Below are 26,254 nucleotides of genomic sequence, written 5' to 3'. Positions count from 1 at the left end.
CCTACTCGGCTCCTACCGTGACTCTCATGACTGAGACCACGCACAACACCGCCACCGCCGAGCGCAGCGACCTGCTGGAGACGCTGGCCAAGCACCGGCACTTCCTCCGCTTCACCGCCCGCGACCTCACCGACGAGCAGGCGGGACAGCGGAGCACCGCCGGCGAGCTGTGCATCGGCGGCCTGATCAAGCACGTCACCTCGGTGGAACGGAGCTGGGCGGACTTCATCGAGCACGGCACGTCGGCGATGAGTGACTTCGACTCCATGACCGAGGCCGACTTCGCCAAGCGGGCCGACGACTTCCGGATGCTGCCCGGCGAGACGCTGGCCGGTGTGCTGGCCGAGTACGAGAAGGTGGCCCAGCGCACCGACGACCTGGTCGCCGCCCTGACCGACCTGAACGTCTCCCACCCGCTCCCCAAGGCCCCGTGGTTCGAGCCGGGCGCCAGCTGGTCCGCCCGCAGGACGCTGCTGCACATCATCGCGGAGACCGCCCAGCACGCCGGCCACGCCGACATCCTCAGGGAGTCCCTGGACGGGGCCAAGAGCATGGGCTGACGCCGGGGTCGTTGGCGAAGAGCCGAGGACTTCGCACACACTGGCACCCATGAACCACGCCCAGCTGACCGCCCTGGGCCGCGCCCTCCGCCTCCTGGGCGAGCACGGCGAGGCCCTCACGGCCACCACCCCGGATGCCAAGCTGCACGAGGTCAAGGCGGACCTGCGACGCGCTCTCGACCTCCTGGACGAGAGCGTGTCCACGGCCGCCCCGACCACCCGCTGCCCGGAGCATCCGGGCGGCCCGGTCGACGCGGCGGCCCCCGACCTCTGCCTGCTCTGCGAGACCCGCCGCCGGGCGGCCCGCCGCTCCGAGTACAACGGCCCCGGCCCGGCGGCCCCCCGCTCCCCGGAGCACACCGCCCCGTCCCGCTACGGCGTGCGGGGCGATCGCCCACAGCCCCAGCAGCGCTGGCTGCCGGAGCTGTGGAACGGGCAGGAGTGGCAGCTGTGCGGAACGCCGCGCCGCGACCGCCGCGAGGCCGAGCTGTACATCGCCGCCCAGCGTCGCGGGCCGCGTGCCGCCATGGCCTACCGGCTCGTGCACGAGTTCACCGACTACGAGGTGCTGCGCGTGTGGGGCACACCGGTGAAGGTCGACATCGAGCCTCTCGGCAACCTGTAGCCGGGAGCACCGGCAGCCATTACTTGGCCGTCGCCCCGGCCGGCTCCGCCGCCTGCGCCACGGGCCCCTCGACGGCGGCCGACCCCGCCTTCGGGATGAACGACGCCACCACGAACGCCAGCAGCGCCGCCCCGGCGCCCACCGCCAGGACCACCTTGAAGCCGTTCTCGGACGGGAGGGCGTAACCGCCGAGGTCCGTCGTCATCTGGGCGAGGATCACGCCCGCGACGGCGCTCGCGGTGGATGTACCGAGGGAACGCATCAGCGTGTTGAGGCTGTTCGCGGCGGCCGTCTCCGACGCGGGCACGGCGCTCATGATGAGGGCGGGCATCGAGCCGTAGCCGAAACCGACGCCGGCGCCGATGATGCAGGCCACCAGGACGAAGTGCCAGACCTCGGACATCAGGACGATGTTGAGGCCGTAGCCCACGGCGACGATGAGCACACCGATCATCAGCGTGACCTTCGGGCCCTTGGCCCGCGAGATCGCCGCCGACACCGGGGCCGTCGCCATCATGACCAGCCCTGACGGGGCCATGCACAGGCCCGCGACCAGCATCGACTTGCCGAGGCCGTAGCCGGTCTGCGCGGGGAGCTGGAGGAGCTGCGGAATGACGAGGCTCATCGCGAACATCGCGAAGCCCACCGCGATCGAGGCCAGGTTGGTGACCAGCACCTGACGCCGGGCGGTCGTCCGCAGATCCACCAGCGGCTGCTCGGTACGCAGCTCCCACCAGCCCCAGGCCGGCAGGACGACCACGGCCGCCACGAGAAGACCGAGCGTCGTACCGCTGGTCCACCCCCAGTCGGCGCCCTTGGAGATGGCCAGGAGCAGACAGACAAGCCCGGCTGCCATGCCTATGCCGCCGACCAGGTCGAAGCGCCCGCCGGTGCGCACCTTCGACTCGGGCACGAACAGCACCACGCACACCAGCGCCGCCACACCCATACCGGCCGACGTCCAGAACAACATGTGCCAGTCGAAGTTGTCCGCGATGAGTGCGGCGGCGGGCAGACCCAGCGCGCCGCCGATGCCGAGCGAGGCGCTCATCAGGGCGGTCGCGGAGCCGAGGCGTTCGGCGGGGAGTTCGTCGCGCATGATGCTGATGCCGAGCGGGATCACACCGGAGGCAAGGCCCTGGAGCACCCGTCCGACGATCATCGGGATCAGCGCGTCGCTCAGGGCACAGACCACGGAGCCGGTCACCAGCAGTACGACGCTGACCAGCAGCATCCGCCGCTTGCCGTACATGTCGCCCAGCCGCCCCATCACCGGCGTGGCGACCGCGGCGGCGAGCAGCGTCGCCGTGACCGCCCAGGCGGTGTCCGACGCCGGGGCGTCGAGCAGCCGGGGCAGCTCGGGGACGATCGGGATGACCAGGGTCTGCATCAGCGAGACGACGATCCCGGCGAAAGCCAGCACCGCCACCACGGCGTTCGACCTCGGCGGGGCGCCGCCCCCGGCCTCGGCGGCAGGGGCAGGGGCGTGGGACATGGCGGGGCCTCCGTCGGCGTACGAACGTGAAGGTACGTAATTGACCAAGGCAACCTTAAGTCAGTTGATTGACTTACTCAAGCGACCCAGCTCACGCGCCCGGCCCGGAGGGAAGCAAGGGGTATCCAGACGGAACAGAAACGGGTCGTGATTGCATGAAGATCGATGGCGTCCGAGAGGATCTCGCACATCGAGGGGGAAACATGCGCAGAAGGCTGACCGGCCTGATCGGCATAATCGCAATGGCCGTTGTTCTGGGGACCGGCGTGATGGTGCACAACTCCGAGACCGACGGAGTCGGTAAGGGAGTGCACATTCTGGCCACCAATGAGGGGCCGGGTCTGCCGCCGATGAGGGGGACGGGCTACTGACCCACGCCTTGCGTTTGTGTGCTGCAACAAAATGACCCAAGGGTGCAGCCCACAGACTCACGGCCGGGCGAGCCGAGGATGGCCCGGGGGATGTTCATGGCAGCGAAGAGTTCCTCAGCGCCGTGCAAGTGCCCCCGGGCAATTTCATTCCTGCCCAGCGACTTCTCGGCTTTCGCCATGCCGTGCAGTCCCTGCGCCATACCCATGCGGTATCCGATACCCAGTGCCCTGTGATGGGCACTTCGGTGCAGGCCGAGCGCCTTCTCGTGGTTCCCGCCGCGATGGTGGACCAGTCCCGCGATGTTCTCGACCTCGCACTGCCACGTCACCGTACCCAGCGGGCTGACCAGCGCGAGTGCTTGATCGATGTACGTCATCACCTCGTCGCTCTGTCCGTGCCGCTGGTGGAGAACGGCTCTTAACGCCAGGGACATGGCCCGGTTCCTGGGCATCGGGGAGTGTTCGCCGAGTGCCAGGGCCCGGTCGAGGTACTTCTGTGCCGACGCGTCGTCGCCTCCGTCCAGGTGCGCTATGACCAGGTCGTTGAGGGCGGCTACTTCGTGTTCCTGCTCCCCGACTTCCTGGCAGAGCATGACGGCCCGTTCGGCGGCGGCGATCGCTTCCGTGGTCCGGCTCTGCCACAGGTGCAGGGTGCTGAGATTGCACAGCGCGATGGACTCCCGCCTCAGGGCTCCGAACTCGCGGTGAAGCGCAATTCCCCGCAAGAGGAGGTCGTACCCCTCGGAAAGGCTGCCGAGCACGATGTGTGCCCAGCCGAGCAGATCCAGGAAAGCCGCTTCGCTGACGGGATCACCCTGCGACCGGGCCACCCCCAGACCTTCTTCCGCGGCCTGAGTCGCCAGCCGGAACTCTCCGAGTATCTGGTGCGCCGAGGCCAGGTTGGCCAGGCTCAGACACAGGGCCTGGGTATCCGCCGCCCGGCGGGCAGCGGATACCGCGACCTCCGCCAGCTCCCGGAAATCCCGGATGTCTCCCTGCGCGTGCAGGTGCAGCACCGTGTTTCTGGCCAGGTAGCTGGCCAGGCGGTGAAAGGCGTGCTTCTGTCCCAGCCGGACGGTGGCCTGAAGGCCCCTGCTCTCCCGGTCGTACCACCGGCGGGCGGTCGGTGCGTCACCGAACGCGGGCAGCCCCGGCGCGTTCCCCGTCGGAGCGGACGCGTACTGGCGCAGTCCGGGGAACAGGATCCGGCACGCCTCGTTGGTCGCGCCCAGGTAGTAGTTCAGCAGGCGGCCGACCGCTGAGTCCTTCTCGTGCCGCACGGAATCGTCCCAGAGGCTGAGGGCGAAGCTGCGGATGAGGTCGTGGAACGAATACCGCCCTGCCTCGTGCTGCTGCAGCAGTTGCGAATCGAGCAGGTCTTCCAGCATCTGCTCGGCGTCCCTGGGCGTCATGTCCGTGAGAGCCGCGGCCGCATACGGGTCGAAGTTCGGCCCGGGGTGCACTCCGAGGAGCATGAACGCCCGACGGTGCTCCTCACCCAGGGCCTCGTAGGAGAGCTGGATGGTGGTGGCGACGCTGCGTTCGGTGGAACGGAGCTCCGTGAGCAGGGCATCCCCCTCGCGGAGGCGGTCGACGAAGTACTGCAGCGTCCAGCGGGGGCGGTTGTGGAGCCTGGCTGTGGCGATGCGCAGCGCGAGTGGCAGATGCCCGCAGAGCGTGGCCAGCGACTTCGCGGCTTCGGGGTCGGCGGCCACGCGTTCCTCGCCGAGCGTCCTGGCGAGCAGCGCCGCGCTTTCCTGAGGCGCCAGCGTGCCCAGCGATATCCAGTGGGCGCCGTCGAGATCGAGCAGGCGGCCACGGCTGGCCACAAGGACCAGGCACTCGGACGTGACGGGCAGGAGCGGGCGTATCTGTGCGGCCTCCGCCGCGTTGTCGAGGACGAGGAGCAGCCTGCGCGAGGCTGTGGCGGCCTGCCACATAGCCAGACGGCTCTCGGTGCCGTCGGGGACGGCGTTGTCGGGTGTCCCCAGGGCGCGCAGCAGTATGCGCGTCGCCTCCTCGGGTGCCATGGGGCGCTCCCCCGGGGTGAAGCCGCGCAGGTCGATGTAGAGCTGGCCGTCCGGGTAGGAGTCGGCCAAGCGGTGCGCCGCACACACGATGAGGGTGGTCTTGCCGGCGCCGCCCATCCCGTCGACGGCGACGATCCGCACCCCGTCGCCCGTCTGTCCGCGGTCGAGCAGGTACCCGAGTTCCAGGTGACGGCCGGTGAAGTCCGGCAGTTCGTACGGCAGGGTGCACGGGGCGTTGTCGGCGGGTCGCGCCCCTACGGGCGGGCGCAGGGACGGGGCCGGGGGCGCTGGTGCGGGCGTGTCCAGTTCGGGGCTGGCCCGCAGGATCTTCTCGAACAGGCCGGTCAGGTCCGGACAGGGACTGATCCCGAGTTCTTCCGCCAGCAACGCTCGTACGGCGGCGTACTCGTGGAGCGCTTCAGCCTGCCGGCCGGCACGGTACAGAGCGAGCATCAGGTGGGCGCGCAGTCCCTCGCGCAGCGGGTGGGCGTCGGCGAACTCGCGTATCTCGCTCACGATGTCGCTGTCCTCGCCCAGCTGGAGCCGGAGCGTGAAGAGTTCCTCGACCGCGGCCAGGCGCCGTTCCTCCAGGACGGTGGACGCCGCGTCGAGGACCGGCCCGCCCGTCCCGTTCAGCACCGGACCCCGCCACAGCGCGAGGGCCTTGCGCAGTTCCCCGGCCGCCGCACCGAGCTCTCCCGCGGAGCGCTCGGCTGCGGACACCTGGACATGGCGCGAGAAGAGATGCAGGTCGACCTGGAGCGGCTCCACGGACACGCGGTACCCGGCGTCCTCCGTCACGATCAGCGCCGGACCGTCGGGAATGCGCCGCCGAAGGTCGGCAATGGCTTTGCGGACCTGCTGCTTGGCGGTATCGGGGGCGGTTTCTCCCCAAGCTGTCTCGATGAGGCGCTCGATGGGCACCGTCCGCCCGGACTCCAGTAGCAGGGACGTCAGAATGCGGTCCTGGAGCGGTCCCCCGAGCTTGATCCGATGCCCGTCGGCCAGGCATTCCAGGGACCCGAGAACGTTGAACCGCAGCCCGCGACTTTCTGTGACCGTCATATGCACCCCCCGTGCGCTGTCCTGGAAAGTAACAGGTCAAGCGCTTGCCGCGACACCCCGTCCGGTAGCGCGGCGAGCGGTACCGGACCGGTAGGTGAGTGGTATCGCCACCCGGCAGGCTCCTTTGAGCCACCGAAAGGCGCCGGCACATCCTGCGGCGCCATTCCACACAAAGGAGCCATCGACATGGCAACTGCGACTACCGTCGCCAGCTGTCTCGTATGCGACACCGAATTCGAGGTGCGCGAGGACTGGGAGAAGGGCGAGATCACCGAGTGCGGGGCCTGCGGCCAGGAACACGAGGTCGTCGAGAAGTCCGCGGCGGGCATACGCCTGGACCTTGCCCCTGAGGTGGAAGAGGACTGGGGCGAGTGACAACCTCCGACCAGGTCCTGCTCTCGGTCACGATGCTGCGCCCGGAGGAGAAGCTGCTCCTCGGCGCACTGCGTGACGAGGGCCTGACGGCGCAACCGCTGCTCATGGAGGATCTGGCCGAGATCGTGGCGGGCCGCACCGGCCCGCCCGCTCTCGCCCTGATCAGGAACCTTTCCCACCGGGATGCGATCAGCGTCTCCCGCCGCCTGGAACACGCCGGAGTCGCCACCCTCAACCGCGCGGCGACGATCGAGACCTGCAACGACAAGGGACTGCAGTCGTTGCTCTTCGCCCGGCACGCAATTCCGCACCCCGACACCCGGCACGCCTTCAGCTTCGACCAGGTCCGCAAGTCCGTCGCCGAACTGGGCATGCCCGCCGTGGTCAAGCCGGTCAGCGGCTCCTGGGGCCGCGGGGTCAGCAAGATGACGCACGCCGACTGCGTGGAGGCGTGGGCCGCGGGCCGCGAGTCCGCCGACGCCACGGGAAAGCACTTCCCGGTCGTCGTGCAGGAGTACATCGACAAGCCCGGCCACGATCTGCGGGTGGTGGTCGTCGGGCGGACCCCGGTCGTGGCCATCCAGCGGGTGTCGGACGACTGGCGCACCAACACCCACCTGGGCGCCGAGGTCCGGCGCGTCGAGGTCACCGCGGAGATGGAGAAGCTCTGCGGCCAGGTCGTCGACGCCCTCGGCCCCGGCTTCTTCGGGGTGGACCTGGTCGAGGACCGGTCCACGGGCGAACTGCTCGTGCTCGAAGTGAACGCCAATCCCGAATTCGCCCGTTCCTCCGCCCAGCACGGAGTGAACGTGGCCGGCCACCTCGCCGCCTACGTCGCGGAGACCCTCACGGCCTCAGCCGTGTGACACGGAGAAGACCCATGGAACTGTTCGACACCGCAACGGTGCTCGCCCGCGTCCTCACCACGGGCGTGGTCATGAGCATCGAGAAGAGTGACCGGGAACTGCCCGGCCTCGAACGACTCCTGACCAAGAAGACCGGGCGCGCACGGGCCGTCCTCGTCAACAGCCGTACCGCCGCGATCCACGCGGCGCTCGCCGGCCAGGGCATAGGCCACGGGGACTCCGTCGCCCTCCCCGAACCGGACCCGGCGGCCGGCCGCTTCCTCGGCTGGCTCGGTGTCAGTGTCGAGAAGCAGGGGCCGGCCGCGTACGACCACGTGTCGCTGGATTCCGCGAACGCCGACCAGCTGGGCGAGTTGACCCGGTCCGCCACCGCCCCCGCCCTCGTCGTTGACCTCACCGGACTCGGCTTCGGGCCGGCCGCCGCCGTCCTCACCGACGACGACGGGCTCTGGGCCCGCGCCGAGCGACTGAAGATCTTCGGCGCCTACGACCTGCGCACGATGTGGACGCAGGAGGAGGCCGACGCCGCCCTGGTGCCCGGGGTCCAGTTCAACTACCGGCTCAGCCCGCTTGTGGCCGCCTGCGTGCGGATGGCCCTGACCCAGGCGGTACGTCCCGCCACCTCCACCGGAGCGCGCTCATGATCACCGACTTCCCGGCAGCGCCGCTGCCCCTGCCCGACCCCGCCGAACTCGACTCCGAACTCGCCGCCCTCGGCGGCGGGGCCATGATTCCCAAGGCGTCGCGGCGGACGCTCTTCCCGGTCATCACCAAGGAAGACGTCTTCAACCTGATGCTCGCCCAGCGGCAGGCGCCCGAGAAGGTCGTCGCCGACTTCGCGGAGGCCTACCGCTCCTACGTCGGTGCGGCGCACGCGCTGCCCACCGCCAGTGGCACCTCCAGCCTGCACATGGCCCTCGTCGGCGCCGGCGTGCGGCCCGGCGACGAGGTCATCGTGCCGGCGTTCACCTTCATCGCGACCGCGCAGGCCGTCGTGGCCGCGCACGCGATCCCCGTGTTCGTCGACATCGACCCCGTCACCTACTGCATGGATCCCCGGGCAGCGGCCGCCGCGATCACCGACCGCACCCGCGCGCTGATGCCGGTGCACGTGCACGGTCTGCCCGCCGATGTGTCCGCCCTGCGCGCCCTCGCCGACCGGCACGGCATCGCCCTCGTCGAGGACGCCTCGCACGCCCATTCCGCGAAGGTCGGCGAGCGGGTGGCCGGCTCCCTCGGGGACGCCGCCGGCCAGAGCCTGATGGCCGACAAGAACTTCCCGCTCGGCGGCGAGGGCGGCATCGCCTTCTTCGCCACCGAGGAGAGCTACGACCGGGCCCGGGCCTACCTGGAACGGCACGGCATCGACTACGGCATGTCGTGGGTCGCGGCCGCCTTCGGCGCCAGCCAGCTCAAGCGGCTCCCGTACTACGACGAGGTCCGGGCACGCAATGCCACGCTGCTCGGCGAAGTCCTGCGCGAAACCGGCCTGTTCACCCCGCCGCACGTACCCGGCGGGCACGTCCACGCGTACAACATGTACCGCGTCACCCTGCACCCCGAGGCCGTGGGCCTGGACGACGTACCGGTGTTCGCGGTCAAGGAGGCCGTGCACGAGCTGCTGGTCGCCGAAGGCGTCCCGGCCCGTGAGTGGCAGAACACCCCGATCCCGTGCCACCTGCCCTTCCAGCACCGGGACGGCTTCGGAAACGGCTACCCGTTCACCCTCAACCCCGGCGCCGTACGCGATCACCGGCCGGAGGACTTCCCGGTCACCCTCGGCATGCTCGACAGCACCCTCGTCCTCTGCCGCGAGCTGCGCTCCCCGGTGGAGTACGAGCGGATCCTGCGCTACGCCGACGCCTTCCGGAAGGTCGCTCGTCGTCCGGACGCCATCCGCAAGCTCGTCGAGACCCGCGACTACCGTCGCCCCTACGACAAGGCGGCCCGCCTTGGCTGACGCAGAGCACGAGAAGATCCGCGTCGCCGTCCTCGGAGCCAGCGGCTACACCGGCGGCGAGGTGATCCGGCTGCTCCTGGAGCACCCGCAGGTGGAACTCGCGTTCCTCTCGGCGGAACGCGCCGCGGGCAGCGCTGTCGGCAGCATCCACCCCTGGCTGCGCAACCACCCCAAGGCGTCCGGCCTCACGTTCCGGCCGCTGGCCGAGCTCGCGGACACGGACACCGTCGATGTCGCCTTCGGCTGTCTGCCCACCGGCGCACTGCCCGAGCAGCTGCCGCTGGTCGCCGACCGGGCCAAGCGGGTGCTGAACCTGGGCGGCGACTTCCGGCTGCGCGACGAGAAGCAGGTCGGCAAGCACTACCCGGGGACGGCGGCCCACCCGCCGCTGGACGACTTCGCCTACTACGTACCGGAGTTGAGTCCCGGCATCCCCGAGAGCCGGTTCGTCAGCCTCCCCGGCTGCATGGCCGTCACCACGATCTACGCCCTGTACCCGCTGTTCGCCGCCGCCGGTCCGCTGGTCGCCGACCGGGTCGTGGTCGACGCCAAGACCGGGTCCACCGGCGGCGGCCGCGGGAGCGGCGAGCAGCCGGCCGAGCGCAGCGGCAACTTCCGGGTGCACAAGCTGCACGGCCACCGGCACGCGCCGGAGGTCCAGCAGGCCATCGCCGACTTCACGGGCGCCGCCGTCGATCTGCGGTTCTCCACGCACAGCCTGGACGTGTCGCGCGGCATCATGGTGACCGCCTACTCGGAGCTGCGGCCCGGAGTCTCCGCCCTCGACGTCAAGCGTGCCTACGCCAAGGCCTACGTCGGCAAGCAGTTCGTGCGGGTCCGCCCGGCGCCCAAGGCGCCCCAGGACTTCCCGATGCTCAAGGCCGTCACCGGCTCCAACGTCGCCGAGGTGGCGGTTTCCGTCCGCGACGGCCAGTGCGTCACGGTGGCCGCCCTCGACAACCTGATCAAGGGTGCGGCAGGCCAGGCCATCCAGGCCATGAACCTCATCCACGGGTTCGACGAGGCAGCCGGGCTGCCGATCACGGCGGTGTCGCCATGACCCGGCCGCTGTATGTCATCAAGGTCGGCAGTGCGACGCTCGACCGCGAGGCCATCCACAAGGAGATCGCCGACGTGGCCGCCCGCGGCGCCCGGGTGCTCCTGGTGGCGGGCGGGGCCACGGGCATCGAACGCCACTACGCGGCGATCGACCGCCCGGTCCCCACGCTCCGGCTGACCAACGGCGACGAGGTGCGCTACTGCCCTCCCGAGGAGATGGACCACCTCGTCGACGCCTACGAGCGGGTCACCCTGCCCGCCGTGGAACGCAGCCTGCGAGCCCAGGGCCTGCGGACGTTCACGGCCGTCGCCGCGCGGGGCGGCCTGGTCGTCGGCCGGGCCAACCGCCCGCTGAAGGCGGTGACCGCCGAGGGCCGCCCCGTCGTGGTCCGGGACCACCGCGCGGGCGTGCCCGCCGAGGCCGACACCGAGGCGCTGAACGCCCTGCTCGACACGTACGACGTGGTCTGCCTGTCCCCGCCGGTCGCGGACCGGGACGGTGACGCTCCGCTGAACGTGGACGCCGACGTCCTGGCCGCGGTGCTCGCGGTTGCCCTGGACGCCGATCACCTCCGGCTGGTCACCGGCACCGCGGGACTGCTGACCGACCCGGACGATCCGGACTCGACGCTGCGCGACGCCTACCCGGGCGACGGGGCGCGGTACGCCGGCGGGCGCATGCGCCAGAAGGTGCGCGCGGCCGAGATCGCCCTGCAGGACAGCAGCGCCGACGTGGCCATCACCGGTCCGCACACCATGAGCGAGACGTCGGGGTGGACCCGGTTCTGGCGCACCCGGGGACCCGCCGACGACCTCGACCTGCTCACTCGCGCGGTCTTGGTGCCATCGGTCTCCGGCGACGAGGCGGAACTCGCCGCCTGTCTCGCCGAATGGTGCCGGGGGCGGGGCATCGAGGCCCGCATCGACCCGGCGGGCAACCTCGTCGCGTCGCGGGGCACCGGTTCCCGCCGGCTGCTGCTCCTGGGCCACCTCGACACGGTCCCGCATCGTTGGCCCGCCGAGTGGCGGGACGGTGAGCTGTGGGGGCGCGGCAGCGTCGACGCCAAGGGCAGTCTCGCCGCCTTCCTCGAGGTCCTGGCGGACGCGGCGATACCCGAGGACGGTCGGCTGATCGTGGTCGGCGCGGTCGAGGAGGAGATCTCCTCCTCCAAGGGGGCGTTCCACGTGCGGGACAACTACCCGGCGGACGCCGTCGTCATCGGCGAACCCAGCGGCTCGGGGAAGCTGACCCTCGGCTACTTCGGGCTCTTCAAACTGGCGGTGACCGCCTCGGTGCCCACCGGCCACTCGGCCGGCATGGACGCGGTGTCGGCCCCCGACCGCCTGATCCGCGCCCTCGGGGAGATCCGCGCGTCGGTGCTGGAGCACGCTCCCGAGGCGCTCAGCGCGGTCATCGACATCCGGTGCGAGCGCGGCCGGGAGCGCGACCGGGCGCACGGAGTCCTCAACTTCCGGGTGCCGCCGGGAGCCGATCTCGAAGCGCTGCGCGCCGCCGCGCTCCGGCACACCGGTGACGGGGTCGACATCGAGGCGCTGCGCGGCACGCCGGGCCACCAGGGCGGCCGCTCGGGTCCGCTGGCCAAGGCGTTCACCCGAGCCTTCGCCGAGGCCGGGGTGCGGCCCCGCTTCGTGGTGAAGAAGGGGACGTCGGACATGAACACCCTGGCGACCACGTGGCACGACGTGCCGATGGTGGCGTACGGGCCGGGCGACTCCGCCCTCGACCACACCGACGAGGAACGCATCGGCGGCGAGGAGTACCGCGCCGCCCGCGCGCTGCTCGCCGACGCGGTGAACCGCTGGTTCGCCCTTCCGGAAGGGAGCCGCCGATGACTGCCGTGCTGGACGGTCCCACCGGCACCGAGGCCCTCGCGGCCACGCTCGCCGAACGGGCCCTGGAAGCCCGGCGGCTGGTCGTCGACATGGCGGCGTCCGAACGCGGATGCCATCTGGGCGGCAGCCTGTCGGTGCTCGACATCCTGGTCGCCGCCCTGCACCGGTCCTCCGCCGCCGACGGCACGGAGGTCGTGCTGAGCAAGGGGCACGCCGCCGCCGGCCTGTATGCCGCGCTGTACGTCAGCGGCATGCTGCCGGAGAACCCCGCGCCGTTGTACGGCAGGGCGGGCCGGCCCTACACCGGCCATCCGGGCCCCAAGGTGCCCGGTGTCCGGTTCCCCACCGGGAGCCTCGGGCACGGCGTCCCGTACGCGGCGGGCTGGGCCCTGGCCCGCCGGATCGGCGGACAGGGCGGCCTGGGCATAGCCGTCGCAGGCGATGGCGAGCTCCAGGAAGGGCTGGTCTGGGAGACCTGCCAGGTGGCGGCGGCGCAGGAACTGGGCAACTTCGTGCTCGTCGTGGACCGCAACGGCGGGCAGAACGACGGGCTTGTCGCGGACATCTCGCCGCTGCCCGGTCTCACCGAGCGATTCGCCGCCTTCGGGTTCGAGGTCGCGGAGACCGACGGGCACGATCCGGCGGCGCTGGCCGAGCTGTTCGCCGGGGACCGGTCGGCGGCGCGCCGCCCTCTCGCCGTCGTCGCCCACACCGTCAAGGGCAAGGGGGTGCCGGCCGTGGAAGGCAAGGCGGGTTCTCACTACGTGACCATCGACGCCACGCGCGCCGCGAAGTGGAAGCGAGCGATCCGATGACTCTCTCCGGCCGTGACGCCTACCGCGACGAGCTGACCGCCCTCGCCGCCGAGGACGCCTCCCTCCTCTGCCTGGAGGCGGACCTCGGCGGCAAGAACCACCCCTTCCAGATCGCGCACCCGGGCCGGTTCTTCAACGTCGGTATCGCCGAGGGCGCGATGGTCGACATGGCAGCGGGACTGGCAGCCGGTGGCTACAAGCCTTTCGTCAGCACCTTCGCCCCGTTCGCGGCGCTGCGAGCCGCGGAGAGCCTGAAGCTGACGCTGGGCTACCTGAACGCCGGGGTCACCGTCGTGGCACCGTACGCGGGTGTGTCCGGTGCCTGGTTCGGCACCACCCACCACTGTCTGGAAGACCTCGCGGTGCTCCGCAGCGTCCCCGGCGTGACCATCGCGGCCCCCTACGGCGAGGCCGAGATGCGCGCCGTGATCCGGTCCGCGGCGCGCAGCGGCAGACCGCACTACATCCGCACGGGCCGCAACGCCACGTACGAGTCGCTCGACTGGACCGGTGCCCAACCACCGCTGGTCAATTGGGAGTTCGAGGCCGACCCCGATGACATCTGCCTGGTGTCGGTGGGCGAGGAGGGCACCCGCCTGGCCCTGGAGGCCCGCGCCACCACGGAGGTCTCCCACGCGCACCTGGTCTACCTGGACCACGAGCACCTCGCCGAGGCGGCCACTGAACTGGCGCGCCGGCACACCCGGTTCGTCGTCGTCGAGGAACACCGCAGCCAGGGCGGAGTGGCCGAAGCGCTCGCGCTGCTGCTGCCCCGGTGCGAGGTCACGGCGGTGGGAGCCGGCCAGGAATGGCCCTCGACCGGTGGCGACCACCAGGAGGTCATGACGGCGCTCGGCCTCGATCTACCGGCGGTGCTCGCCGGCGTGGCACGGGCACGCCACGGCCTGCCGGCGGCCGCGACCGCCGCAGGGCACGCCCACGCGTGCGTCCGCTGAGTCCGTCGTCCGGACAACTCCCCATCCAACTCCAGAAAGTTACGGAGCACTGAACATGCACATCCTGATGATCGAATGCAATCCCAACGGCATCGCGGGCATCGCCAACGCCCTGGACCTGGGCCACGACGTCACGCTGGTGTCGGTGGACCCCGACTTCTACCTCGCGGCCTCCCCTCTGGCCGAGGCGGCCTACGCCCACCCGAACTGCCAGGTGGTCAAGAGCGCCGATGCCTTCTCCATCGAGGAGCTGAAGACGCTGGCCCGCACGCTGCACGCGCAGAAGCCGATCCACGGCGTGACCACCTACAGCGAGTACCACACCGTCCACACGGCGGCGGTCGCCGAGGCCCTGGGGCTGCCCGGCATGAGCGTGGACGGCGCGCGCAACGCCCGCCACAAGCACCTGACCCGGCTCACCCTGGACGGCACGGGCGTCCGCCAGCCCCGTTTCGTCCACGTGGCCGACCCGACGGACGTGGAGGCGGCCGTACGCGAGATCGGCTTCCCCTGTGTGGTCAAGCCGTCCGACGGCACGGCCAGCCTGCACGTCCTGCACCTCAAGGACGAGGAGGACCTGCGCGCCTACCTCGCGGAGCTCGCCGATGTGACCGACTACGGCCGCGGTGTGGTCCGTGTCCCGGACCTGCTGATCGAGGAGTTCGTCACCGGCGAGCTGATCTCGGTGGAGTCCTGCGTCCTCGGCAAGGGCGAGGTGGTCAACCTCGGCCTCACCGACCGTCCGCTGAGCGGATTCCCGTACTTCATCGAGATGGGCGCCACCTACTTCAGCGGGCACCCGCTCCAGGACGAACTGTTCGACCTGACCACGCGTCTGCTGAACGAGCTGGGCGTGGACTTCGGCTTCATCCACACCGAGTTCCTTCTCAGCCCCGACGGGCCTGTGCTGTGCGAGGTCAACGGCCGTCTGGTCGGCGGCATCGTGCCGAGCCTGATGGAGCTGACCTCCGGCGTCGACCCTTATCTGGAGGTCATCCGGCAGGCGCTCGGCGAGCGTCCCGAGCTCCCCTTCCCGGGCGAGACCACCGCAGGTGGCCGCTGGTTCGGCGCCCCGATCGGCGGAACCGTCGAAACCATCGGCTTCGACGGCCTGCGGGAGCTTCCCGGCTTCCACAGCGCACTGGCGTACAAGAAGCCCGGCACCCAGGTCAACCGGCTCTCCCGGAGCAACTTCGACTGGATCGGGCACACCATCTTCACCGGCGCCGACCGCACCGAGGTCAACAAGCGTTGTGTGGAGGCCCTGGACCGCATCGACCTGCGGATGAAGGTCGAGGTGGCCCGATGACCGCGGATGCGCGGCGTCAGGAACTGCATGGGGTGGCGATCCCCTCCCTCGACGGCGGGGCCGTGTACGACGTCACCGTCGAGGACGGCGTCTTCACCCGCATCGAGCCCTCGGGCGTCCGCCGCGACGGCGAGACGGAGCTGTGGCCCGGCTACACCGAGACTCATGCCCATGTCTCGCTGCCCGCCAACTGGGACGACACGGCCGACGACCCGCGGATCGTCGCGCTGCAGTACGTCTACCACGGCGTCACCCATGTGGTGGACATGTTCGGCTTCCCGCTGGTGGCCGACGCCTGGGCGGCCGGCCGCGAGGCCTCGACCGTGCCGTACCCCGAGATCGTCCACTGCGGCTACGCGGTCACCGCGATGACGAACGCCGCCGGCCTCACCGGCCACGGTGTCGAGTTCCCGGCCCCGGTGCACATGATCGCCACCGAGACCGACCTGGAACACGCGATACGTTCCAATGTCGAACGCGGCGGCACCTTCCTCAAGGTGATGTTCACGGACGGCACCGAACAGCCGGACAGCCCGGTGAAGTTCTCCCGGCTGTCCCGCCGGGTGCTCGAGTTGTCCGCCCGGATCGCCGCCGAGCGAGGCATCACCGCGGTCATCGACTGCAACACCCTCCAGGAGACCCGCTGGGCCTACGAGTGCGGCTTCCACCTCTTCGCCCACAGCGTCCGCGACCGGACGCTCGACGCCGCCGACTGGAAGGAGTTCGAGGGTGCCCGCTTCGTCTCCACCCTGGCCGGCCTGCGCCCCATGATCATGACGGGGGACGAATTCCGGGCCGAGTACGGGCGCGAGGGCTTCGCCGAGACCCAGGACATCCGCAACCTGGAGTTCGCCCAGGCCATCGAGAAGCCGTACGGCATCGAGTTCGGCTGCCAGGAGACCCGCACGGCAGCGCTGGCCGACATGCGCCGCAACGCCCTGGCCACCCTGCGCGAGGGCAAGTTGCTGATCGGTACCGACTCGGGCAACACGGGTGCGTACCACGGCTACTCCTTCCTGAGCGAACTCGACCTGCTGCGCGGCGACGACGCCTCGCTCGAAGAGCGGCTGCGGCACCAGGCGACGGTCGGGGGCCGCCGCTACTTCGGCGAACTGAGCGGCGACACCCGGGACAGCCATCCGCTGAGCGTCGGCGAGTCCGCCACCTACAACCTGCATGCTCCGGGGCGGCCACTGTCCGCCCTTCCGTTGCGGACCGTCGTCCGGGGCGTGCCGATCGACCGGCAGGCCGTCGCGCGCACCATCGCCGAGCTGCGCGCCGCCGGGACGGACCGGAAGGAGGAGCTTTGATCAAGGAACGCAAACGCGCACTCGTCGGCGTGACCGGGGGCATCCTCCTGGCGAACGTGGGGAGTTACATCTGGTTCCCCGTGCTCGTCGCCACCCTCGGCGGGACCGACAGCGGCTTCTGGGCGGGCGTGGTCATGTGTATGACGTACGTCGGCCGGCTGCTCGCCACCTTCTGCTACGAAGGGATCGCGGCCCGCTCCGGTGTCCGCGGGGGCGTGTTTCTCGGTACCGCGCTGGAAGCTGTGGCGCTCGGGCTCATGGGGTTCACCGATGGCGTGCTCGCATACAGCGCGCTGGCGTTCTTCATCGGCTTCGGCTCGGGAGTCTCCTTCCCGGGGCTGAAGAACGTGCTGGTCTCCTTTCCCGAGGACGAACGGCCCAAGGCGTTCTCCGCGTTCCAGATGGCGGGGCAGGTCGGCCTTTTCGGTGGCGCTTTGCTGGGCGCCGTACTGGCCGACGTGGAGCTGCGGACCCTGTTCTCGGTGGTGTTCGCCTTCTTCATCGGCTTCTGTCTGATCGCCTCGGCACTGATTCCCCGGGACGGCTTCGAGAGTGCGACGGCCGGCAGCAGCCGTGTCCCGCTGTTCAGCCTGGCGGCGTTCAAGGGCATCGAAGTGCGCGGCGCCACACGCTACTTCCTGCTGTCCGCCGCGTTCTGGTTCCTGTCCCTGGGTTTTGTGGTCGGTGTCCCGCTGCACATGGCGGAGTATGTGCCGGGGTGGGCCCCCTCCGCACCGTTCTGGATCACGGGTCTGAGCATCCTGGTGCTCCAGTACCCGCTGTTCAAGCTGTTCGACAAGCGCTTCAGCCCGGGGGCGGTCATGGCCGTCGGCCTGGCCGGCATGACCATCGCGTTCGTCGCCTTCGGGGCCGGTCGCACCGCGCCCTGGGTGGTGGTCGGCTGTCTGACCGTTGTGCTCGGAGAGATCCTCTTCGTGCCGTCGTTCGACCTCTGGATCGCCCGCAGGGTTCCCGAGGACCGGCTGGCCAGGGCCATGGGCGCGATGCACTTCTTCCGCAGCGCGGGGAACATGGCCGGCTCCCTGGCCGCGGGGATCCTGTTCGACCTGTCACGCTCCCTCGATGTGGCGGGTGGCAACTGGTACGTCGCGGCCCTGCTGGCGGCGGGCTGTGCACTCGTCTGCCTGAGCGGCCGGAACTCCGGTGCGGCGGACGGGACTCGGCGGGCCGAGGACACAGAAGGCACGGAGAACGAGGAAAAGGTGAGGGAGAATGTCTGACATCTGCGTCATCGGGGGGACCCGGTACTTCGGCAAGATGCTGGTGCAACAGCTGCTGGACGACGGGCACCGGGTCACCCTCGTCAACCGCGGCCAGACCCCCGACCCGTTCGGCGACTCGGTGCGGCGGCTGCGCGCCGACGTCAACGTCCTCGGAGAGCTGACCGCCGCGGTGGCGGGGGAACGGTTCGACGCGGTGGTGCATCAGATGTGCTACACGCCGAACGCCGCCGTGGAGGCGTGCGAGGCATTCGGAGAACGGGCCGGGAAGATCGTGATGACCAGCACCATCGAGGTGTACAACAGGGACACCTTCCGGTGGCGGTTCCAGGCCCCGCCGTTCAGTGCCCGAGCCCGCGAAGCGGAACTCGACCCGGCGGACTACGACTTCGACACCACCCTGCCCTGGTACACGCCCGGCTACCTGGACATCCACTACGGCGAGGGAAAGCGCCAGGCCGAAACCGCGCTGACCTGCCGCGCGAAGGTGCCGGTGCTGCTGGCCCGGGTCGCCCATGTGCTGGCCGCGGAGGGCGACTTCACCGGCCGGCTGCGGTTCCATCTCGACCGCATCAGCGCCGGGCAGCCCGTCGTCGCCCACACGGCGCCCGGTCGGACGTCACTGGTACGGGCCGAGGAGGCCGCCGGCTTCCTCGCCTGGGCTGCCCTGTCCGACGCCACCGGAGCGGTCAACGTCGCCTCTCCGGACACCGCCGATGTCTATGACGTCTGCGCCGCGGTGGAGAGCGCCACCGGACTCACGGCCGACGTGATCGAGAAGGAGGATCCCGCGGGCGATCCCGACCTGTCCCCGTTCTCCTGCCCGTCCGACTTCGGCATGGCGAGCGACCGGGCGACGGCCCTCGGCTTCCGCTTCACCCCGATCGCCCAGTGGCTTCCCACCGTTGCCCGTGCCGCCATGGCCGACCGGGCCGACTTCCCCCACTCCGAGGAGCAGTGATGTTCGACCTCATCGTCATCGTCCGGGTCCCCGAATCCGGCGACATCGCGCCGGTGGCCGATGCCCTGGCCCGGATGCGACCCCTGTGTCTCACCGAGGACGGCTGCGTCAGCTGGGAGGCGTACCAGTCGCAGGACGACCCGGGCCGCTTCGTCCTCGTCGAGCGCTGGGCGAGCCGCGCCCACTGGGAGGCTCACGACTCAGGCGACGCCATCCAGAAGATCTACGTCCAGGAGATCATGCCGCGCATCGAACGCGAGGTGCACCCGAGCAGCCCGGTGAGCAGCGCGCAGTAGCTCGGCGCCCCGAGTGTCCGAGAGATGCCGTATGCGCATCTCTCGGACGACAGTGGAGAGTTGGGGTTCAGGACAGCGTCTTCAGCGACGCCGCGTCGTACGGCTTCAGCTCGTCGACGCGGTCCGCCAGGACCTTCGCCGCCCACTGCGGGTCCTGAAGCAGGGCGCGGCCGACGGCCACCATGTCGAACTCGTCGCGCTCCAGGCGGTCCAGGAGGTCGTCGATGCCCTTGAGCTCGGATCCCTCACCGGCGAAGGCGTTGATGAAGTCGCCGTTCAGTCCGACCGAGCCGACCGTGATGACCGGCCTGCCGGTGAGCTTCTTCGTCCAGCCGGCGAGGTTGAGGTCCGAGCCGTCGAACTCCGGGACCCAGTAGCGGCGGGTGGAGGCGTGGAAGGCGTCGACGCCGGCCGCGGCGAGCGGGGTGAGGATGGCCTCCAGCTCCTCGGGGGTCTCGGCGAGCCGGGCGTCGTAGGCTTCCTGCTTCCACTGCGAGTAGCGGAAGATGACCGGGAAGTCCGCGGAGACCTTCTCGCGTACGGCGGCCACGATCTCCGCCCCGAACTGCGTACGGGCGACGGGGTCGCCGCCATAGGCGTCCGTGCGGCGGTTGGTGCCCGACCACAGGAACTGGTCGACCAGGTAGCCGTGGGCTCCGTGGATCTCCACGCCGTCGAAGCCGATGCGCTCGGCGTCCGCGGCGGCCTCGGCGAAGGCGCCGATCACATCGTCCAGGTCCTTCCGGGTCATCGCCCTGCCGGTGGCCTCGTCGGCGCCGATGCGCAGACCCGAGGGGCCGACGGCGGGGGCCTCGGCGAAGGGCGGCTGGCCCTGCTTGCGCACCATGCCGATGTGCCACAGCTGCGGCACGATCGTGCCGCCCGCCTCATGCACGGCCTCGGCGACCTTCGCCCACCCCGCCAGCTGCTCCGTACCGTGGAAACGCGGCACCCTGTCGCTCTGTCCGGCCGAGTCGTGCCCGACGTACGTGCCCTCGGTGACGATCAGGCCGACGCCCGCGGCGGCGCGGCGCGAGTAGTACGACACGACGTCCCCGCCGGGCACGCCGCCCGGGGAGAACATCCGCGTCATCGGCGCCATCGCGATGCGGTTGGGAACGGTCAGACCGTTGATCACGGTCGGCCGGGACAGGATCTGGGCCGCACGGGAGGCGGTGGGCTGGGTGACGGTCACGTGGGGGGCTCCTTGGAAGCGGGGTCGTAAAACCGGTCAGTATGTGCACGCGCATTGTTGCACTACCTTAAGCAACCGGTCACGCGAGGCCGCACATTCCCGAGGAGGGGTTCTTTTTGCGTGCGGGTGCGCCCCGCACCTCAGGGGCGCGGGGAACTGCGCGACCAGCCCCAACGCACCCGCACCCGCCAAACACCCGAGGGCGGCACCCCCTGTCGCAACAGGAAGTACCGCCCTCGGCTAAGGACGTTGATCAACCGGAGGCCAAGCCCCCGAGGCCGATCAGAAGTCCATGTCACCGCCCGGCATACCGCCACCGGCAGGCGCGGCGGTCTTCTCCGGCTTGTCGGCGATGACGGCCTCGGTGGTGAGGAACAGCGCGGCGATCGACGCGGCGTTCTGCAGCGCGGAACGCGTCACCTTCGCCGGGTCGATGATGCCCTCGGCGATCATGTCGACGTACTCGCCGGTCGCGGCGTTCAGACCGTGGCCGACCTGAAGGTTGCGCACCTTCTCGACGACGACGCCACCCTCGAGACCACCGTTGACGGCGATCTGCTTCAGCGGGGCCTCGAGCGCGAGCTTCACGGCGTTGGCGCCGGTCGCCTCGTCACCCTCGAGGTCGAGCTTCTCGAAGACGGAGGAGGCCTGGATGAGCGCCACGCCACCACCGGCGACGATGCCCTCCTCGACGGCCGCCTTGGCGTTGCGCACGGCGTCCTCGATGCGGTGCTTGCGCTCCTTGAGCTCGACCTCGGTCGCGGCACCGGCCTTGATGACGGCGACGCCACCGGCGAGCTTGGCCAGGCGCTCCTGGAGCTTCTCGCGGTCGTAGTCCGAGTCGCTGTTCTCGATCTCGGCGCGGATCTGGTTCACCCGGCCGGCGACCTGGTCCGAGGAGCCGGCACCGTCGACGATGGTGGTCTCGTCCTTGGTGATGACGACCTTGCGGGCCTTGCCCAGGAGGTCCAGGGAGGTGTTCTCGAGCTTGAGACCGACCTCCTCGGAGATGACCTCGCCACCGGTGAGGATGGCGATGTCGTTCAGCATCGCCTTGCGGCGGTCACCGAAGCCCGGGGCCTTGACGGCGACCGACTTGAAGGTGCCGCGGATCTTGTTGACGACCAGGGTCGACAGGGCCTCGCCCTCGACGTCCTCGGCGATGATCAGCAGCGGCTTGCCCGACTGCATGACCTTCTCCAGGAGCGGGAGCAGGTCCTTGACGGAGCCGATCTTGGAGTTGGCGATCAGGATGTACGGGTCGTCGAGCGACGCCTCCATCCGCTCCATGTCGGTGGCGAAGTACGCCGAGATGTAGCCCTTGTCGAAGCGCATACCCTCGGTGAGCTCCAGCTCCAGACCGAAGGTCTGGGACTCCTCGACGGTGATGACGCCTTCCTTGCCGACCTTGTCCATCGCCTCGGCGATGAGCTCGCCGATCTGGGTGTCGGCGGCGGAGATGGAGGCCGTGGAGGCGATCTGCTCCTTGGTCTCGACATCCTTCGCCTGCTCGAGCAGGGCGGCGGAGACGGCCTCGACGGCGCGCTCGATGCCGCGCTTGAGGGCCATCGGGTTGGCGCCGGCGGCTACGTTGCGAAGGCCTTCCTTGACGAGGGCCTGGGCGAGAACGGTAGCCGTGGTCGTACCGTCACCGGCGACGTCGTCCGTCTTCTTGGCGACTTCCTTGACCAGCTCGGCGCCGATCTTCTCGTACGGGTCCTCGAGCTCGATCTCCTTGGCGATGGAGACACCATCGTTGGTGATCGTGGGGGCGCCCCACTTCTTCTCGAGGACGACGTTGCGGCCCTTGGGGCCGAGCGTCACCTTCACGGCGTCCGCGAGCTGGTTCATGCCGCGCTCGAGGCCGCGCCGCGCCTCCTCGTCGAACGCGATGATCTTGGCCATGTGAAGTGGTCCCTCCAGGACTGGGGGTGATTCCTTCGGACCGCGCCCGCGCCCGCGACGGACGGCTCACATGCCTTGTGGTTCCTTGCCCCACCCGGCCTGCGGGCCTCACCGACCCGGTCCTTCTTTGTCACTCTCACCTTCAGAGTGCTAACGCCAATGATTAGCACTCGGGGTAGGCGAGTGCAAGCGCCTCTCGGGTATCGGGCGGCACGCTGTGCGGTGCGCGCGCAGGGACGGGCGGGGTCGGGGGCGGCCCCGGACGGGACCCGCGCGGACCCCCGGGCATGGCGAAGGGCCCGCACCCCGGGAGGTGCGAGCCCTTCGAAGAAGAACGTCGCTGCTGTTAGTCGACGCGTGCTTCAGCCGGTGGCCAGACGGACCATGTCCGCCTGCGGCCCCTTCTGGCCCTGCGAGATCTCGAAATCGACCCGCTGGCCTTCCTCCAGGGTGCGGTAACCGTCCATCTGGATCGCGCTGTAGTGGACGAAAACATCCGCACCACCGTCGACCGCGATGAAGCCGAACCCCTTCTCCGCGTTGAACCACTTGACGGTGCCCTGAGCCATGCCTAACTCCCCTATTACTGGCCCTTGCACAGATCCACACTTCGCGGATCCGGGTCAGACCTCACCCCCCATTGGCCGGGGGCGTGCGCCGGAACGCGTCGACCGCGGCTGAATGTATCTGCCCAACTGCCGTCTGCAACAGGTCAATCGGACGAGAAATCCGGGCACGACCGGTCGGGAATGTGGGGACAATTCCACTGACTTCAGGTCAAGTCGGACCCGGCATAGGGAACAAAAGCCGCAAAAAACCCGCACACTTTGGCTACTTCTTGTCGGGCTTGCGGCAGAAATCAAGGGCGGCCGACCAGTGGATCGGCGGCACGTTCCCCAACTGTACCTCGCTCAACCACACAGAATTGCCCCCTCCGCTTCTCTCACGGAGGGGGCAATTCGATGAACTCTTAGTCACCGGTGTTACCGATGGTAATGATCGGTCATTCGGTCAGCCTGTCAGCCACCGGCGACGGCGGGAATGATGGAGACGCCGGCACCGTCCGGAGTCGCGGTCTCCAGACCCTGCTCGAAACGGACGTCGTCGTCATTGACGTACACGTTGACGAACCGGCGCAGCTTGCCCTGGTCGTCGAGAACACGGGCGGCGATCCCGGTGTGGTTCTTCTCCAGGTCGGCGATGACCTCGCCGAGGTTGGCACCTTCGGCGGCGACCTCGGCCTGGCCACCCGTGTAGGTGCGCAGGATGGTGGGGATGCGGACGTTGACGCTCATACGGTGCGACCTCCGGTCAGTGTGCAGGTTCGGTGGGACAGGCTTCTCAGACGAGTCCGGCCTCGCGGAACGAGTCCAGGTTGGGACGAATCGTCGCAGTCAGCCCAGTACCGGCCACCGCATCCAACGTCTTCAGCCCGTCGCCGGTGTTGAGCACGACAGTCGTCAGGCTCGGGTCCAGCACACCGCTCTCGATCAGCTTCTTCGTGACGCCCACGGTCACCCCGCCGGCGGTCTCCGCGAAGATGCCCTCGGTCCGGGCGAGGATCTTGATCGCGTCGACGACCTGCTCGTCCGTCACATCCTCCACGGAGCCGCCCGTGCGGCGCGCGATGTCCAGGACGTACGGACCGTCGGCCGGGTTGCCGATCGCCAGCGACTTGGCGATGGTGTTCGGCTTCTGCGGCCGGACCACGTCGTGGCCCGCCTTGAACGCCGTCGACACCGGCGAGCAGCCCTCGGCCTGCGCGCCGAAGATCTTGTACGGCTTGTCCTCGACGAGCCCGAGCTTGATCAGCTCCTGCAGACCCTTGTCGATCTTCGTGAGCTGCGAGCCGGAGGCGATCGGCACGACCAGCTGGTCCGGCAGCTGCCAGCCGAGCTGCTCGCAGATCTCGTACGCCAGGGTCTTGGAGCCCTCGGCGTAGTACGGCCGCAGGTTGACGTTGACGAAGCCCCAGCCCTCACCGGCCGGGTCGCCGATCAGCTCGGAGCAGAAACGGTTCACGTCGTCGTAGTTGCCCTCGATGCCGACGAGCTCGCCACCGTAGACCGCGGCCATGACGACCTTGCCCTGCTCCAGGTCGTGCGGGATGAACACGCAGGACCGGAAGCCGGCGCGGGCGGCGGCGGCACCCACCGCACCGGCGAGGTTGCCGGTGGAGGAGCAGGAGAGGGTGGTGAAGTCGAAGGCGCGCGCGGCCTCGATGGCCTGGGCGACGACGCGGTCCTTGAAGGAGTGCGTCGGGTTGCCGGAGTCGTCCTTGACGAACAGCTTGCCGGCGTCGACGCCGAGCTCGTTCGCGAGGTTGTCGGCCTGGACGAGCTTGGTCCAGCCGGGGTTGATGTTCGGCTTGGTGGCCACGTCGGCCGGGACGGGCAACAGGGGCGCATAGCGCCAGATGTTCGCGGGGCCCGCTTCGATCCGCTTGCGGAGCTCCTCGGTGTCGTAGGCCGAGAAGTCGTACGCGATCTCCAGCGGGCCGAAACACTCCTCGCACGCGAAGACCGGTCCGAGAGGTACCCGGTGACCGCACTCGCGGCAGGACAGCGCCGCGGCCGGACCCAGGTCTACGGTGGAGTCGGTGGTGCTTGCAACAGTCTGCACAGCCATGTGAGGCGAGGCCCTTTCTCCTCATCTTCCTCACGACGCATCTCGCCGTGAGACGGATTTGGCACCTTCCCTAGCCGGGAGCCTCGCGGAGACGATCGACAGTGATCGCCACGAGACCGGCTGGAGGGTTGCCGGGGCTTCATCGGGCCGTTTCCCTCTGCCCCTCTGGATGAGCTGTATTCGGTTGTCAACTACGGGCGACCTCGGACATGCGATGGTCACCCGCGTTGTTCAAGACTGTAACCGAAGGCCAGGACAGTTGAGATAGTCGTCCGAACCGCGAGATGGATCACACGATTACCTGCTGTGATCACGACAGTGAGGAGTCGCCGACTGTGCTGGAAGAAGTCGAGCGCTGGCTGAGCACCCGCTCCTGGTCCGCGACCGATCGCCCGCTCCACCACATACTCGCCGCCAAACAGCGTTCGGGCCAGTCGGTCTCCGTCGTGCTGCCCGCGCTGAACGAGGAGGAGACGGTCGGCGACATCGTCGCGATCATCCGTCACGACCTCATGCAGCAGGTCCCGCTGGTCGACGAGATCGTCGTCGTCGACTCCGGGTCCACGGACGGCACCTCCGAGGTGGCCGCCGCGGCGGGCGCCACCGTGGTGCACCGGGACGCGATACTCCCGCGCATCCCGGCCGTGCCCGGCAAGGGCGAGGTCCTGTGGCGGTCTCTGCTCGTCACGACCGGGGACATCGTCTGCTTCATCGACGCGGACCTGAAGGAGTTCTCCTCCGACTTCGTCTCCGGGATCGTCGGCCCGCTGCTCACCGACCCCGGGGTCGACCTGGTCAAGGGCATGTACGACCGTCCCCTCGGCGGGGCGGCCGGACAGGGCGGCCGGGTGACCGAGCTGATGGCGCGCCCGCTGCTGAACATGCACTGGCCGCAGCTGGCCGGTTTCGTGCAGCCGCTGGGCGGCGAGTACGCGGCCCGCCGCTCCCTGCTGGAACAGCTCCCGTTCCCCGTCGGGTACGGCGTGGAGCTGGGCATGCTGGTCGACGCCCTGCATCTGGTGGGCCTCGACGCGCTGGCCCAGGTGGACGTGGGCGTCCGCAAGCATCGCCACCAGGACGGACAGGCCCTGGGCCGGATGTCCGCCGCGATCTACCGCACGGCACAGCTGCGGCTGGCGCGCGGCCACCTCGTCCGGCCGGCGCTGACTCAGTTCGAGCGGGGCGAGGACGGGTTCGAGCCGCGCACCTACTCCGTCGACACGGAGGAGCGGCCACCGATGGTGGAGATCGCCGAGTACGCGAAACGGAAGGTCGCATAAGGCCCCGTACCGGGTCATACGCTGGGCAGGGCCGCTGATCGTATACGGACCGGCCACTGAGTGGAACCGTACGTTTGAGCGTTTCCGGGCTGGGCTAG

General features: G+C 69.7%; 23 protein-coding genes and 1 riboswitch. Of the genes, 16 read left to right on the top strand and 7 right to left on the bottom strand.

Annotation, left to right across the window (positions count from 1 at the left end):
• The first annotated feature begins 26 nt into the window (after window positions 1-26).
• Both OHO27_RS23115 and OHO27_RS23110 read left to right on the top strand, forming a co-directional pair.
• Complete coding sequence (locus OHO27_RS23115) at window positions 27-560, top strand: DinB family protein (RefSeq protein WP_328426880.1); 534 nt, start codon at window positions 27-29, stop codon at window positions 558-560.
• A gap of 49 nt (window positions 561-609) precedes the next feature.
• Window positions 610-1,185, top strand: coding sequence for a hypothetical protein (locus tag OHO27_RS23110; RefSeq protein ID WP_328426878.1), 576 nt, complete (start codon window positions 610-612; stop codon window positions 1,183-1,185).
• A 19-nt stretch (window positions 1,186-1,204) separates the two neighbouring features.
• Here OHO27_RS23110 and OHO27_RS23105 read toward each other — a convergent pair whose 3' ends face one another.
• Together OHO27_RS23105 and OHO27_RS23100 are read right to left on the bottom strand one after the other, a co-directional pair.
• A complete protein-coding gene (locus OHO27_RS23105; RefSeq protein WP_328426876.1) occupies window positions 1,205-2,680 on the bottom strand; it encodes an MFS transporter in 1,476 nt (491 codons plus the stop codon).
• Between the two features lie 364 nt (window positions 2,681-3,044).
• Window positions 3,045-6,146 (bottom strand): AfsR/SARP family transcriptional regulator, encoded by a 3,102-nt coding sequence (locus tag OHO27_RS23100; RefSeq protein ID WP_328426874.1) that lies wholly within the window; start codon window positions 6,144-6,146, stop codon window positions 3,045-3,047.
• 186 nt (window positions 6,147-6,332) lie between these two features.
• Here OHO27_RS23100 and OHO27_RS23095 point away from each other — a divergent pair, with 186 nt between their 5' ends.
• The 13 genes from OHO27_RS23095 to OHO27_RS23035 are packed head-to-tail and all read left to right on the top strand — an operon-like array spanning window position 6,333 to window position 19,148.
• Window positions 6,333-6,521 carry a lysine biosynthesis protein LysW gene (locus OHO27_RS23095; RefSeq protein WP_328426872.1) on the top strand — a complete coding sequence of 63 codons (189 nt, stop codon included), beginning with the start codon at window positions 6,333-6,335 and terminating at the stop codon, window positions 6,519-6,521.
• The gene (locus tag OHO27_RS23090; RefSeq protein ID WP_328426870.1) at window positions 6,518-7,387 is read left to right on the top strand and encodes a RimK family alpha-L-glutamate ligase; all 870 of its coding nucleotides are present in this window, start codon (window positions 6,518-6,520) and stop codon (window positions 7,385-7,387) included. The genes OHO27_RS23095 and OHO27_RS23090 overlap by 4 nt, the downstream gene beginning before the upstream one ends.
• Window positions 7,388-7,401: 14 nt before the next feature.
• Complete coding sequence (locus OHO27_RS23085; protein ID WP_328426868.1) at window positions 7,402-8,031, top strand: degT/DnrJ/EryC1/StrS aminotransferase; 630 nt, start codon at window positions 7,402-7,404, stop codon at window positions 8,029-8,031.
• Entirely contained in the window at window positions 8,028-9,347 is a 1,320-nt protein-coding gene (locus tag OHO27_RS23080) for a DegT/DnrJ/EryC1/StrS aminotransferase family protein (protein WP_328426866.1), read from the top strand. Before OHO27_RS23085 ends, OHO27_RS23080 begins: the two co-directional genes overlap by 4 nt.
• Window positions 9,340-10,407: an N-acetyl-gamma-glutamyl-phosphate reductase gene (gene argC, locus OHO27_RS23075; protein ID WP_328426864.1), complete on the top strand. Its 1,068-nt coding sequence runs from the start codon at window positions 9,340-9,342 to the stop codon at window positions 10,405-10,407. The genes OHO27_RS23080 and argC overlap by 8 nt, the downstream gene beginning before the upstream one ends.
• Entirely contained in the window at window positions 10,404-12,260 is a 1,857-nt protein-coding gene (locus OHO27_RS23070; protein WP_328426862.1) for a M20/M25/M40 family metallo-hydrolase, read from the top strand. Before argC ends, OHO27_RS23070 begins: the two co-directional genes overlap by 4 nt.
• Entirely contained in the window at window positions 12,257-13,075 is an 819-nt protein-coding gene (locus OHO27_RS23065) for a thiamine pyrophosphate-dependent enzyme (protein ID WP_328426860.1), read from the top strand. Before OHO27_RS23070 ends, OHO27_RS23065 begins: the two co-directional genes overlap by 4 nt.
• Window positions 13,072-14,031 (top strand): transketolase family protein, encoded by a 960-nt coding sequence (locus OHO27_RS23060; RefSeq protein ID WP_328426858.1) that lies wholly within the window; start codon window positions 13,072-13,074, stop codon window positions 14,029-14,031. Before OHO27_RS23065 ends, OHO27_RS23060 begins: the two co-directional genes overlap by 4 nt.
• A gap of 55 nt (window positions 14,032-14,086) precedes the next feature.
• Window positions 14,087-15,340 (top strand): ATP-grasp domain-containing protein, encoded by a 1,254-nt coding sequence (locus tag OHO27_RS23055; RefSeq protein WP_328426856.1) that lies wholly within the window; start codon window positions 14,087-14,089, stop codon window positions 15,338-15,340.
• Window positions 15,337-16,650 (top strand): hydrolase, encoded by a 1,314-nt coding sequence (locus tag OHO27_RS23050; RefSeq protein ID WP_328426854.1) that lies wholly within the window; start codon window positions 15,337-15,339, stop codon window positions 16,648-16,650. Before OHO27_RS23055 ends, OHO27_RS23050 begins: the two co-directional genes overlap by 4 nt.
• Window positions 16,647-17,891, top strand: coding sequence for an MFS transporter (locus tag OHO27_RS23045; RefSeq protein WP_328426852.1), 1,245 nt, complete (start codon window positions 16,647-16,649; stop codon window positions 17,889-17,891). Before OHO27_RS23050 ends, OHO27_RS23045 begins: the two co-directional genes overlap by 4 nt.
• On the top strand, window positions 17,884-18,852 hold the full coding sequence (locus tag OHO27_RS23040) for an NAD-dependent epimerase/dehydratase family protein (protein WP_328426850.1): 969 nt from the start codon (window positions 17,884-17,886) through the stop codon (window positions 18,850-18,852). The genes OHO27_RS23045 and OHO27_RS23040 overlap by 8 nt, the downstream gene beginning before the upstream one ends.
• A complete protein-coding gene (locus tag OHO27_RS23035; RefSeq protein WP_328426848.1) occupies window positions 18,852-19,148 on the top strand; it encodes a putative quinol monooxygenase in 297 nt (98 codons plus the stop codon). Before OHO27_RS23040 ends, OHO27_RS23035 begins: the two co-directional genes overlap by 1 nt.
• Window positions 19,149-19,215: 67 nt before the next feature.
• On the opposite strand, the gene OHO27_RS23030 is transcribed toward OHO27_RS23035, so the two are convergent.
• From OHO27_RS23030 to thrC, 5 genes are all read right to left on the bottom strand, one after another.
• Complete coding sequence (locus tag OHO27_RS23030) at window positions 19,216-20,343, bottom strand: NADH:flavin oxidoreductase (RefSeq protein ID WP_328426846.1); 1,128 nt, start codon at window positions 20,341-20,343, stop codon at window positions 19,216-19,218.
• A gap of 282 nt (window positions 20,344-20,625) precedes the next feature.
• A complete protein-coding gene (gene groL / locus OHO27_RS23025; RefSeq protein WP_328426844.1) occupies window positions 20,626-22,248 on the bottom strand; it encodes a chaperonin GroEL in 1,623 nt (540 codons plus the stop codon).
• Window positions 22,249-22,610: 362 nt separating this feature from the next.
• On the bottom strand, window positions 22,611-22,817 hold the full coding sequence (locus tag OHO27_RS23020; protein ID WP_328426842.1) for a cold-shock protein: 207 nt from the start codon (window positions 22,815-22,817) through the stop codon (window positions 22,611-22,613).
• 450 nt (window positions 22,818-23,267) lie between these two features.
• Window positions 23,268-23,543 carry a MoaD/ThiS family protein gene (locus OHO27_RS23015; RefSeq protein WP_148000006.1) on the bottom strand — a complete coding sequence of 92 codons (276 nt, stop codon included), beginning with the start codon at window positions 23,541-23,543 and terminating at the stop codon, window positions 23,268-23,270.
• Between the two features lie 46 nt (window positions 23,544-23,589).
• Complete coding sequence (gene thrC / locus OHO27_RS23010; RefSeq protein WP_328426837.1) at window positions 23,590-24,876, bottom strand: threonine synthase; 1,287 nt, start codon at window positions 24,874-24,876, stop codon at window positions 23,590-23,592.
• Between the two features lie 18 nt (window positions 24,877-24,894).
• Window positions 24,895-25,052, bottom strand: a riboswitch (SAM riboswitch).
• Between the two features lie 159 nt (window positions 25,053-25,211).
• Between thrC and OHO27_RS23005 the strand changes: the two genes are divergently transcribed.
• Entirely contained in the window at window positions 25,212-26,156 is a 945-nt protein-coding gene (locus OHO27_RS23005) for a glucosyl-3-phosphoglycerate synthase (protein WP_328426835.1), read from the top strand.
• Window positions 26,157-26,254: the final 98 nt, after the last annotated feature.

The organism is Streptomyces sp. NBC_00443 (genome assembly GCF_036014175.1).
Lineage (GTDB): Bacteria > Actinomycetota > Actinomycetes > Streptomycetales > Streptomycetaceae > Streptomyces.
The sequence above is the reverse complement of the archived record's forward strand: the minus strand, read 5'-3'. Positions and strand labels throughout refer to the sequence as shown.